The 12,794-nt window shown below is 44.9% G+C and carries 11 protein-coding genes; 6 read left to right on the forward strand and 5 right to left on the reverse strand.

Going from position 1 to position 12,794, the window contains the following annotated elements; genetic code table 11:
- Window positions 1-288: 288 nt before the first annotated feature.
- The 3 genes from GF309_15955 to GF309_15965 all read right to left on the reverse strand — a co-directional run bounded on the left by GF309_15955 (window position 289) and on the right by GF309_15965 (window position 4,848).
- Complete coding sequence (locus tag GF309_15955; protein ID MBD3160273.1) at window positions 289-612, reverse strand: hypothetical protein; 324 nt, start codon at window positions 610-612, stop codon at window positions 289-291.
- Window positions 613-910: 298 nt separating this feature from the next.
- Window positions 911-2,593: a hypothetical protein gene (locus GF309_15960; protein MBD3160274.1), complete on the reverse strand. Its 1,683-nt coding sequence runs from the start codon at window positions 2,591-2,593 to the stop codon at window positions 911-913.
- An 8-nt stretch (window positions 2,594-2,601) separates the two neighbouring features.
- The gene (locus GF309_15965) at window positions 2,602-4,848 is read right to left on the reverse strand and encodes a hypothetical protein (protein MBD3160275.1); all 2,247 of its coding nucleotides are present in this window, start codon (window positions 4,846-4,848) and stop codon (window positions 2,602-2,604) included.
- 1,137 nt (window positions 4,849-5,985) lie between these two features.
- Between GF309_15965 and GF309_15970 the strand changes: the two genes are divergently transcribed.
- The 6 genes from GF309_15970 to GF309_15995 all read left to right on the forward strand — a co-directional run bounded on the left by GF309_15970 (window position 5,986) and on the right by GF309_15995 (window position 11,103).
- A complete protein-coding gene (locus GF309_15970; protein ID MBD3160276.1) occupies window positions 5,986-6,240 on the forward strand; it encodes a hypothetical protein in 255 nt (84 codons plus the stop codon).
- Between the two features lie 609 nt (window positions 6,241-6,849).
- The gene (locus tag GF309_15975) at window positions 6,850-7,425 is read left to right on the forward strand and encodes a pyruvate synthase (GenBank protein ID MBD3160277.1); all 576 of its coding nucleotides are present in this window, start codon (window positions 6,850-6,852) and stop codon (window positions 7,423-7,425) included.
- Window positions 7,426-7,448: 23 nt separating this feature from the next.
- On the forward strand, window positions 7,449-7,718 hold the full coding sequence (locus tag GF309_15980; GenBank protein MBD3160278.1) for a 4Fe-4S dicluster domain-containing protein: 270 nt from the start codon (window positions 7,449-7,451) through the stop codon (window positions 7,716-7,718).
- Window positions 7,711-8,925: a pyruvate ferredoxin oxidoreductase gene (gene porA, locus GF309_15985; GenBank protein ID MBD3160279.1), complete on the forward strand. Its 1,215-nt coding sequence runs from the start codon at window positions 7,711-7,713 to the stop codon at window positions 8,923-8,925. Before GF309_15980 ends, porA begins: the two co-directional genes overlap by 8 nt.
- A complete protein-coding gene (locus GF309_15990) occupies window positions 8,926-9,867 on the forward strand; it encodes a pyruvate ferredoxin oxidoreductase (protein MBD3160280.1) in 942 nt (313 codons plus the stop codon). It begins immediately after the preceding gene.
- 324 nt (window positions 9,868-10,191) lie between these two features.
- Window positions 10,192-11,103 carry a DUF998 domain-containing protein gene (locus GF309_15995; GenBank protein ID MBD3160281.1) on the forward strand — a complete coding sequence of 304 codons (912 nt, stop codon included), beginning with the start codon at window positions 10,192-10,194 and terminating at the stop codon, window positions 11,101-11,103.
- Between the two features lie 155 nt (window positions 11,104-11,258).
- Here GF309_15995 and GF309_16000 read toward each other — a convergent pair whose 3' ends face one another.
- Window positions 11,259-11,822, reverse strand: coding sequence for a hypothetical protein (locus tag GF309_16000; protein MBD3160282.1), 564 nt, complete (start codon window positions 11,820-11,822; stop codon window positions 11,259-11,261).
- A gap of 206 nt (window positions 11,823-12,028) precedes the next feature.
- Complete coding sequence (locus GF309_16005) at window positions 12,029-12,736, reverse strand: hypothetical protein (GenBank protein MBD3160283.1); 708 nt, start codon at window positions 12,734-12,736, stop codon at window positions 12,029-12,031.
- Between the last annotated feature and the right edge of the window lie 58 nt (window positions 12,737-12,794).

Consider the following 12,794-nt stretch of genomic DNA (forward strand, 5'->3'; position numbering starts at 1 on the left):
AATGGGTATGCCTATCTCGATGTTGATTTGCCTGACGAAATGGCTGGGAGACTTGGGCACAGATACAGTGTCGATTTCATTGAAAATGTGGGATGGATTTACGAAGACGATTATGAATACAGAACAGCTGACTGGGGTGACAAACCAGGTCTTGATATTGGTTCGAGCTATCCGGTTACAGCACAACTTCATAACTGAAGAAACAGAAACACACAAGGGATGTATAGTGACTGCTAACCGAGTCCCATCCCGGTCTCAGGATACAGAAGATTCTGTGTAATGCATATTTTATGTTCTTATAAGCCAACAGACAAAATAGTCGGGCAGGACATCCTCGATTTTGTCGATGTTGCCAATATAGAACTCGGTAGTCCATCCCCCGACTTCGTAGCTGTCAGCCATGCCTTCGGATGCATAAGACAGGAGGGCGGATCCTATCAACAACATGAGAATAAGCGCAGTTCCGTAAGCCATCATGATAGGGTCGGACCCTCTACATGCTGAGGTGTGAACGACTATGCCCACGGAGCGTCGGACAACGATTTCATCCAGTCCAAGATTTACAGCCTGCTTGAGCAGTACTGGTTCATCTGGATGCACGAGTTTGAGCATGGAGGTACCGTTTCACTGAGGTCTACACTAAATCTTGGCAACTCTAGGTGCGCACGAGTCATACTTTCGGTCCGCTCGCCTCGAACAGTAGTAACGGTGGACTGGACACCTCACCGGAGCTCGGTGTAATCGAGTTGTTACGTGATCAATACCTAAATTCCGCGACCAATCTATCCTGTTGGCATGCAGTATCGTGTTATTTCTACAATAAACTCACGAAAATCATGACAACTACGGACATGTATGCTGGATGAATTATAGTCTGCATCTACGAAGTAAGGGGCTGTGGTCTGACCTCTTAGTCGTCCATCTGAGAAGTTGTAGTCCTCTTTCGCCGACGCTTCGCAAAATAGGTGGTACCAATCAGGCCAGCTCCGATTATCACTATAATCAAAATATAACGCTCTGCATGTCCGTTCACAGAACGTGGATGCCAATCGAACGTGAATATGTTTCCCGGAATATAGTACGGTCCAATTCCGATGTAGTCATCCCAGGAATTACCTCGTCCTATTCCATTATCCCAACTGTTGAAGGAATTCCAATCCCATGCATTCCCTCTGGCATTTCGTGCCAAGACATTGCCATAAAACGTGTTGTGGTTACTGCCTTCGTTTAGAATGCCCCACCCACCGTTGCCCTCTATGGTGTTATCAATGACGCCACATCTGTTGGACTGTGAAAGAAAAAGACCCTGCAGTGTGTTATTCGCTATATGATTTGACCGTATGACACAGTTGGAGGACAATTCGATTTCAAGCCCGTGATACGAGTCAGCAAACGTAGAATCGAGAACCCTACAACCTGTTGATTGAAGTATCAACAGAGACGCCCATGTGGCTCCGTACGCCTGTATCTCTTGGACCGTACAATTTGTTGAATAGACAATATTGACTGGGATTTTGGTGGTGTGAAAATCACCACCATCCAGAGTAGTCGAAGTGCTGTTAATCAGGAATATCTGCCCATATCGAGCACCGTCTATGCTCTCATGTGATTTTGTCAGGAAATAGCCGAATTCCTTTCCATTGACATCGTTGCCGTGGAAATCATGCACATAATGAGGCAGTGAACCAGTGATTTCTATACCACAGTTCTCAAACGTATTATTCACAATTGCACATGAAGTCGAATCATAAAAATCTAGACCGTAGTAGCTGCAATTAACAAGCAAGTTATCTCGCACGCGTATCCTTTGGGAAAGTCCAATGCCTATCCCTCTATAATCTCGTATGATGTGATTATTCTGTAGGTCACAATCGCGTGATCCGGATAGATGAATGGCAGTAGCGTGGGTATTGTCCACCAGTTGATTATACGATACCGTGCAATCAGTGCAATTGCGTATTTCTATTGCTTCCCCCTGATGCCATACAAAATCTGCATCGGTTACCTGTACTGCTCTACCAATACCATTCAGGTCATTCCCACTAAAAATGCAGTCGTTAGAGTTCGATACATAGACTCCAACCCAAGAACAATCCACAATTGAACAGCTGGTAATACTGCATGCCTTGGTTTCATTCATTTCAATTCCATATGATGTTGAGTCAATAGTACAGTTCTGAATGGCACCGTTTTCAACCCCCTTCAGATAAACGCTGCCAATCAGTTCGCAGTCTCTCATAACGAAGTGCGCGGTTGTATTCTCTACTCGCAAGCAGTTGTTATTCGATTCAATTCTCAAGTTCGCAATAACAAAGGGATTTTCTGCTGTACCATTTCCAGGATATGCCTGCAAAACAAAATCACTATTGGAACCTATTATGATAGGGCTAGACTTATTGTAAGATTCTTCAGCGAGGACTGGGCTCCGTTCAGGAAAAGAGTATGTGTAAGATGGCTTAGTGCTCTTAGCTTCATGGCAAGAATGAATCCCGTCGAATTGATTTTCCAGATAAACAGCAAATTGGAAACCAATTAGTAACATCACTAGTATGCAGATGCTTTGTTTTTCCATTCTGTGTAACATCGAGTTCATTTTCCAAGTCAATGCATTGTTCGTTGAATGTTCTGGTTACTATTTACATGGCTCCATTTGGAAACTTGGGGCAATGTCATTATTGACCTGATATGGAGCGAAAAGGGAGATGAGCTACTGAAATAATCGGAATCTATAGATGGATGCAATTTCCAATCAGTTTCAGATAATGGACTGGATTGCATGTTTACTGTATCTGATTCATCGTTAGCTGCACAAACAAGTGGGCTAATTCCTGGTCTATCAAAATGATAGCGTATGACCAAATCCAAGACTCTGCCTAGGTGTCCATGATAATTGTAATATCGGGCACGTGCAAACTGGATTCCAATATACTTGATTTTTCTCTCAGGATTAAACTCATTCCCTGAATAATGGGTGTGTGTTTTTGGCGTGCCATCGTCAAGCTCACTGGTGAGAAATGTGATTGATTCTGGATTACATCCGAATAGCCAAGTAGCGGTGAAATTACCATAGTGCTCTCCTTCATACCAGTTATCATGCTCATCACCGGCCTTGGAATAATCGAAATACGAACGTGATACAGAGCCGTACCACGAATCGTAGAGACAAAACACGATTGACCTTTCTTTATTTGTGTCAAACAATGTTATGATAACATCTCCCATGGTATTACCATCAATCAGCTGCATTTTCGCTTGCAGAGATCGGATATCTTGAATCTCTACAGATGTGTGTAGCTCCTTGACAAACAACGGGCCGTGTTTCCAAGAGCTAGTTCCTGCTATTTGAGTGCAATATAGGTAATCCTTCTTAGTGTGAAGGGTACCAGAATCCTGAAGAGTACGGTACCCCTCGAATCCTGACCCAGGCCCTTTCCTTGTCCATCCAGAGGTGCTATTACATACGTCATGCCAAATCGATTCATAATAAGCTCCCCTTTGCCAATGCCACACACAATAGGTCGGATCAGAATCTATGCAGTCTAATCGGTGAGCGTAACAACAATCAGGGCAAGGACAATCTGTATTATCGTAGTAGTGAGGCATGCCTAGGTAGTGGCCAAATTCGTGCATGAGCACTGTCCTTCGAGCCGAAGAAATGTCTCGCCAATTCCAAAAACACCAATCCTTCCAAGCTTGATCGGGGAAGACTATGCTATCTCCACCATAGTATCCACCCGATTCCCAAATATAATGAGCAAATAAACACCATAACCAGTCAATATTACCTGCTTGCTGAGTATATTGCTTTTTGTGCTGAAAGTGGTTATCGTGCAATGCTGAAATTTCGGGAGGATGCAGAGTGTCGCTGAAAGCGAGCGATTCGTCCACTCTAATATCAACTCTGTGGTAGGAATAGCATTTGTAATAGCTCTCAAAATAGGAAATGAATGCATCATCAGGTTTGTGGTCAGAGCGATAATCCAGCTCGATGAAAGCGCCTCTATGATGAACCTGAAGAATAGTGATTTTTTTACCGCACTCCGTGTATCCCTGCCAATATATGTCTAATCTCAGCTCGTGAACAGAAGAATCGATATAATCCCCTAAATCTATCTCTAAGTTTGCCGGAACAGTTCTAGAAGTAATGAATGTGTCATCTACATATATATCGCAAATTCTAGTGTGAGTCTCCCATCCATTCTCAATAGCTAGATTGAGAGTTGTGTCCGGACCCATTTCCACGAGGTATCGCAGATTGCAATGACCCTCCTTATGTGTGAATTGCCCTGTAACATCTAGCGGATTGCCATCGAGGTCATAAACCCAGAAATGCTTCAACAACCATCCTTTCTCCGCATGTGCGCCGTAGTTTATTGTAATAGTTATTGTATGTTCTCCGACTCCATAGATAACTGGTGTACCGGTAGAAGTGTGATAACCGTCCTCATCTATCCAAATATTCTCAGCAAACGGTTCACCATCTAAACTTAAAGTTAGATAACGTGGGTACGAATCTTGATCCTGTTCAATCTCCAAATGAATTATGTATGAAATTGGGCCTGGCTGATTAGTCTCAAATGAGAAATAGAGTTTAGAATAGGCTTGTTTCGGAAACCAATGACCTCTCTTAGCAGGCGTCAATGGAGTCACTGGAGCATCATCATCACCGGGTTCAGCTAGAATTTGAGAGTCTCGAGTTTCGGTTTCAAGGCTGCCAGTATTGTTACCATTCAAGGAATCTGAATCCGAGTAGCGTACTTCCGAAGGGGGGCTGCCTGTAGGCATTTGGAGAGTACCATTGTCTAGTTCCTGGATATATTCAAGCCCGGATTGCCACGTCGTATTCATGAAGCGCCTTACAATGGGGGTGTCAGAGTGATCAGGATCTTGTAATTGACGATTTTTTGTTATAGATGGCTCTGGAAAAGAATGCGTTTGGTATTTGGATTCTAATGTCTTATCGGAACCGTTAGCGAGGCCTTTAGAGGGTTCATTTGATAGCGTATTTGGAATACCCGGGAAAATACCTATCGATATTAAAACCACAATTACAAACGTTAAGATGATCGTTCTATAACCCATAGTTACGAACTCCAAACCCCTCAATGGTTATTCATTTTTAAATGTTACTAATTATTTATCTCTATGACAAAAGTCAAGAACATAACGCGAGCTTCTATAGGGCTACGTTTGCGAGATTTTCGCCCCTCTTTCCCTATTTCAGAACCTATAGCATTTCTTAACCGTTTCTAGAAAGATAGAAATTTTACAAATTCATAAAGAATCCAAGTGGAGAAGCGGAAGATTTCTGTAGGATTTCATCCAAGTGCTATTGTGACTGAGGGCGGTAGGCCACTCCCCCACGGGAGAAGCGCCCAGCCCCGAAGGCTGTAAGGAAGACTGGTTCTTCTAAGCAGAAGTCCTCACTCTCCAAACAAGGGACTCTATCAAGTCCCGGAGAGTCCGCGGCTGTTCACCTCGTCCGTAATGGACCTCCTTAGCGGCGGTGACAATGTTGAGGTGGGTGATCATGACCACGCCGTGACAAGCACTGTGGAAAACCTCGCTGTCGCCGGGAGTGATGACCTGGGGCAACGACAGGAGAAAGAAGCCAAGACCGCGAGAGGAATCCCATTCCGATGAACGTGGACAAAGCCTCTGCTGACTCACGGGCCTACGGGTACCATGGGGGCGGCGACGCTGGCAGGGGAAGGGTGGAACACAGAAGTTTCACGCAGTTCCTAAAACTGTAAGAAACAGGTTATCTAGATGGTTGTCACGAAAAGAGAGTCCTCAATTTTTCACACTCTGACGGTGAAGAGAAATCGATATATCTGTTATGTCCATTCCTTTGAGCGTTACTTGGTCTGCCATTTAAGCTTACATCTTCTTCCCCTATTGTCATTACTCGTTGAGTATTCTAATGTCGTCTTGCTCCAAGGAAGTTACATCATACTCACAATCCTTTCCGTGATACTGAGGTTCATGGGAGGAGAAACACAGACACGTAGCTCAATGTCAATCCTTCTGACATTCTCCGATAGTATCTATTGTATGTGCGGCCGTTTCTCACTGCTTGCCCATCAGAAGCTCCTACGAGAGCGCTTCAACATCGACAGGTTCGACCACGTCCCCGACAAACTGTACAACATAGATTCCGAACAGGAGATAGCAGTCATCATCGTAGTGCAAGTGTCTATCTTCTCTGTAAGGTGCCTCCCCGAGGTTATGATTGTATAAGACATCATCTACTGCTGGTATGCAGTTTTCTCCATCTCCGTGGATCAGAAGCTTAGCTCCAAGTACACCGACACCTCCAACCTTCTCTTCTGCTTACTTAGCACATTGATTAAATCCTAGGCCATTAACAACATTGGACCAGAAATATTGGTCAAATTCTGTGGCTGGATTGTGATAGACCGAACCTTGCCATCCGAAGTAGGTACACACACCACTACTAAGTGTCACATTCGCTAGGTACAAATGTGCAGAACTGGATTGCGACGCGAAGCATCCAGAGTGCCATGCTGAACCATAAACGATTTCGGCATGATTCCTGTCGTTGGGAACATTCCCTGACATAAATACGCTTTAGGTATCATCACGCGGAAATAGGGTAATCTGTAGGCAATCCTATCCGTGTTAATATCATTGTAATTGGTCTTTTCGTGTGGTTGAAACTAATGTGGTCAGATTTTTTGCCCGGGCAGAGGGGGAATAATAAGCTACAAGATGGGAATGAAGACATGCATAGAGTTTCACACCACCATGTAGAATGGTTCATAAGTAACAGACTAGAAAAATGAGTGAGAGGACAGACAAAAAACATCGAGCAAGATGTGATAATTAATGAGTCTTGATTTTGCGAAGGGCATAAAGGAATTCCGCTGGCACGGCAGAGGCGGTCAGGGCGTAGTGACCTCCAACCAGATGCTTGGAAAAGCAGCCCTGGAAGAAGGAAACTACATTCAGTGCTTCCCGGAGTTCGGGCCGGAGCGCACTGGCGCCCCTGTGAAAGCATATTTACGAATTAGTGAGAAACCCATCCAGATTTACGCTCAAGTGTATACGCCGAGTACTGTGGTTTGCATAGATCCAACCCTGCTACAGGTTCTAAACCCAGCAGAAGGATTGGATGAAGATGGCACCCTTGTTTTGAATACGGATATGAGCCCCGCAGAAGTACGGGATCAATTCGATTTCAGAAAGGGTACTGTAACTACGGTTGATGCGAGTACTATTGCTATGGATATCATGGGCCGTCCATTCTATAACATGCCCACGATGGCAGCAGCAATTAAGGCGACCGGCGTGGTCAAACTTGAGACTGCTATCAACACGGTCATGGAACGGTATCCAGGAAAGGTGGGCGAACTCAACAAAGCCGCGATGGAACGAGCGGTAGAGGAGGCTGAAGTAGATTGACTGAGCGATTCGACGAGATACCCATGGCTGGCAATATTATCAAGCCAGGCAATGCGACGGAGTACAAGACCGGTGGCTGGAGGTCAAAACGGCCTATTCATATCCCCGAAAAGTGCTTGTGGGTGAAGAACGGCACGTGCGGTCTCTGTTGGATTTTCTGTCCAGATGATGCCATTCGGCTTGAAGAGAAAGATGGTGAATACGTGCACATCTATGACTACGACTATTGCAAGGGCTGTGGTATCTGTGCAGAACAGTGCCCTGTTGATGCAATAAAGATGGAGGATGAGTAGAGTGACGAGTGTTGAAAGAGTACCTGATGATCAGATTACGATTGAAGGACTGACTGGCGACGCAGCGATTGCACATGCGCTGAAGCAATGTGATCTTGATGTTCTCGCTGCGTATCCGATTACACCACAAACCATCATTGTAGAAGACTTCCAGAAGTTTGTTGCAAATGGTGAGGTGAATACACGAGTTATCCCGGTAGAATCTGAGCACAGCGCGATGTCGGCTTGTATTGGTGCATCGGCGGTGGGCGGCAGAGTTGGAACAGCTACTGCATCTGCTGGTCTGGCACTGATGTGGGAGATTCTGTACTGTGCGGCTTCCATGAGAATGCCTATCGTGCTCAATGTTGCAAACCGAGCCCTGTCAGCTCCCATCAATATCCATAACGACTGGAGCGACAGCTACGGTGCTCGTGACAGCGGCTTCATTCAAATCTACACGCAGAGCTGTCAGGAAGCCTACGATACGACAATCATGGCGTTCAAGCTTGCAGAAGACCATGATGTGCTTCTGCCCGCGATGGTATGTATTGACGGTTTCATTCTGAGCCACAATGTGGAACGTGTTGAGATGCTTCCTACCGAGGCTGTTCAGGATTTCCTGGGTACGAGAGAACCTGTTTTGCCCCTGGATCCTGACGATCCAATCACGATGGGTCCTTTGGCTTTGACCGACTATTATTTCGAGTTCAAGGAGCAGCAGGACCGGGCAATGAAGAATGTTCCCAAGGCGTTCAAGAAGGTCGAAGAAGAATTCGAAAAGATGACAGGACGCTCCTACGGCATGTATGAGGAATACAAGACCGAGGATGCCGAGATCATCATTCTGACCCATAGCACCACTGGCGGCACAGCTAAGGCAGTGGCTGATACTCTCCGAGAGAAGGGTGAGAAGGTGGGTGTGCTTCGACTTCGAATGTTCAGACCATTCCCGACTGAAGAGATTCGAGAGATTCTCGCCGGTGCAAAAGCAGTTGCCATATTTGAGAAATGTCGTTCCTTTGGTGCGGCAAGCAATCCGCTTGCTCTTGAAGTACGAACTGCACTCTATAACCTAGATGAACGTCCGATGGTTTGTGATTTTGTTGTTGGACTAGGCGGGCGAGATGTACCACCAACGACTATCGTTGATGGAATACGAAAGACAGAGGAGTACCTCGAAAAAGGTGAAGCTCCACTGTACGAAACACTGGGGGTGCGTAAGTAAATGGCTACGAAACTCAAAGATATGTTAGAGACTGACGAGATACTTTCCTCTGGACACCGCATGTGCGCAGGGTGTGCAGCGCCGGTAATAGTAAGACTCATGGGTCAAGCCCTTCGTGGGCCCACTATTGTCTGTGAGGCAACAGGGTGTCTTGAGGTTGCGACCACGATTTACCCATACACAGCATGGAAGATTCCCTGGATTCATGTGGCGTTTGAGAACGCATCTGCTGTAGCATCAGGTGCTTTCGAAGCCATTGAGGTCATGAGGGAGAAGGGTCGCTACAAGGACGAGCATGTTGACGTCATTGCTATTGGCGGTGACGGTGGAACGTTTGACATCGGCTTCGGTTCTCTGAGCGGTGCTCTAGAGCGGGGCCATGACTTCGTCTACATGGTATATGATAACGGTGCCTACCAGAATACTGGGATTCAGCGCTCAGGAGGTACATTCCCTGGTCAGGAGACAACCACAAGCTGGGCCGGATCAGAATTGCCTGGAAAGACTCAACGCAAAAAGCCAATTACAGAGATTGTGGCAGCACACAAGATTCCTTACGCTGCCACTGTGTCTCCGTATTACTGGCGTGACTTCATCAAGAAGTTCAGAAAAGCGCTTGAAGTTGATGGACCAGCATTTATCCACGCAATATCCCCATGTCCGCGAGGATGGAGATCTGAAAGCTCCAAGAGTATCGAGTTAGCCAAGCTGGCTGTGGAGACTGGAATGCATCCACTCTATGAGATAGTGGATGGCGAAGAATACGTGATGTCAACTCCAAGCAAGCGGCTCAAGGAACTCAAGCCAATCGAGGAGTACATGAAACCACAGGGCCAGTTCAAACACCTGTTCACTGATCGCTGGGAAGATTTCCGCGAGCAGATACAGGAATGGGTCAATGAGGACTGGGAACTTCTGAAGAAGAAGTGTGCTGAAGAGTAATTTCGTAGTTTAATGGAGCACTGAACGGTGCTCCTTTTTCCTATTTTTTCTGTAATGTAGCATTTTGTTGTAAGAAGAGCCAGTAGTAGCAGTTATTACAGTCTGTTCACCATCTAGTTTGGTGATTTAGATGGGGTTTTTCGGAACATCGGCTAGTATTTTTGCTGACATCAATCTACTTATTCAAATCGTTCTGCTTGTGTTGTTGATCTATGGCAGCATAAAGAGCAAACCGTATCCTTTTCATGGGAAAATAATGACGGTTTTGACAATCGTGACGCTACTCACAACCGTATTCATTATGGCACCCGCGCTTTTTCTGAAATGGGATCTTTTCTCTGCAATACCCTTTCCGCCTGGGTCAAGTATAGTCATAGTACACCATATTGCTGGACTTGTTGCTCTCTTTCTCGGATTGCTATGGAGCTACAGATATTTCGATGCACGGAGAAACCAGAAACCATTCACCTGCGGTTCACGACGGATGATGTGGCTTACAGCGATTCTTTGGGCCTATTCGCTCTTTGGCGGCATTGTGATTTACTACCTTGCGTATATATGAAGGCTGTTTCCAATAGATACGTCCAAGTCAATAACCAAGGGCATGAGAGCATGAGTGGATATTGGAAGAAGCATTGGCCTTTGACAGTAAGTGGTGGGGTATTGACAATCGTCTTCTATTGCCTATTCACTGGGATCTCATGGATTCTCTACCCTGGGGGATACGGCCCACTAACACATTACCTGAGTAGATTGGGCAATTGCGATTATAGCCCGTTTGGAGCTTGGTTCTATAATCTTGGCTGTGTCTTAACTGGAGCGATGCTTATACCGTTCTTCCTTGGCCTACTACAGTGGCATACTAAGCACATGTACCAACGAATGGTCTTATCACTTGGACAAATACTGGGAGTTTCATCGGCGGTGGCTCTCATGGCAATAGGAATTTTCTCTGAGGACCAAGGAGCCCCTCACATACTCGCTTCATCAATCTTTTTCGAACTAAATTTTGTGGTTCTTATTCTTGTTTCCATTGGTCTTCTACTTCATCCAAGTTTTGTGAAGATATTCGGTTTATACGGACTATTCATAGATTTTTCCAGTCTTTTCCTAGCTTTTTCTCTTGGCGGTCCTATTGTCGAGTGGTATACGGTTTTCGGCGCACTTGTGTTTGTTGCGATGGTTTGTCTGAATACAAGAAAGATGGATATCACACTTCGAAGCTATTTTGAATGAAAATAGCATAATTGAATATTGCTGTCATATCTCTCTTGACTGGGGAGCCTCGATAGTACATCTTTTTGAAGTCAAGGATTTGAAAATCGGAACACTCCTTTCGTTCCTGGAGGAAGTCTACCAAGACAAGGAAAAGCGGTTATGGCGGAATGCAACTAGTACCATTCTCCTCTGCGTTTTCTAAGAATCTCTCTTTCAATGTCGAATAGATGCTGAATCTCTTTGTATTTTACATGCGCCAATAACCTGGCGACTACGTTTCCTAATGCAGGAATAAACAAGGCAAATGCTAACGCGATGAACGGAAGTGCCAATAGAACATTTGCCCCCGCATTTGCTAACCAAAGCCAAATCGCAAATAGTACTGTTGCGAATCCATATGCAGCCAGCAATGTCCCAGCGCGAAGCATTTTTCGGAATCTGAGAAAGAGCTCGATATGCTTTTCTGGTATTTCTCCTGTTCTTGGTTGAATTACATGTTCAAGAAACTCATGATCAGACTTTGCAGAAGGAAAGGACCCATAGACAAATCCGATGATTATGATGAACGTCGGTAAAGAGAGGCCGCTTTTCAACAGCCAGTCCTCAAATGATAGAATGACAAACTGGCCAATTATGAGCGCGAGTCCAACAAAGACATGTACATTTCGGATCCTCTTTTCCGTTGGACCAGGTTTGGAATAGGGAACCTTTCGTGACTTCTCTTCTTGTGCCATCATCTTGTACTCCTCTAATCTAGCCAATCAAGATAGAGCTGGCCAATATATACTCCAATATTTATCAGAACAAGAGTGTATCCCGCAGGTGTATTCAGTATTGCTGTATTGAGGGCGATTAGGGCCGAAGAATAAGGGAAGATAATTGACAATCCGTAGGCTATTAACAGGAACAGTGAGATTAATGGGAGAACTAAATCCAGTGGGGATTAATACCCTCCCATTACAGCCCTTGCCAGTAACGCTGTATCAATGAAAAGCAAGGTTCCCATCCCATATATCGCATTTACTACGCCTTGTGTAATGTATAAACCTGCACCAGCCAACATCAATCCAATCATGAAATTTATCGTATCCCAAGCAAACTCCAACGTGGTTAGTTCCAAGAACATTAGCGGAGTTTGGCCCGTAGCAAGAGAAATGAGTTTAGATGCAATTGCGTTTAGAGAATGAACCCCGCCGAGGATGAGCGAGACAAGTAGCGCACCTAGATTTGACTCAACGCTCCCATCAAAAAGCAAAGCCTCTTGCGGAGATACATAGGACTCAAGTTGCTTCGAATTACAGGCAAGAACAATATCCTTTGACGGTGTAATTGCTATATCTTTGGCAAACTCACCCCACAACATTAGAGCGTTGTCAGCAAGGATTCCCTGCTCCGATCCATGAGATACCCAGATTGCCGCTCTAATAACTCTCGAAATTAGAATGCTATACATAGGAGATCTATAATCTACCACTATAGAATTCGGAGCATTATCTACTAGAGTAGCTATAGCTTGATTTGTTGCGTTATCATCATTCATACGCACTATGACATTGGATACTACTGGTACTGAAAAGGGCAATATAATACATGATGCAACAAAAATAGATATGATTAGCGAGCAAGATAAATTCCGTTTTTTGTAGTTCAATGTTGAAACTCCTCTAGTAAAGTATTCTCTAAAAACAATATAAGAATATTTACAAACT

This window comes from Candidatus Lokiarchaeota archaeon, assembly GCA_014730275.1.
Taxonomy (GTDB): Archaea; Asgardarchaeota; Thorarchaeia; order Thorarchaeales; family Thorarchaeaceae; genus WJIL01.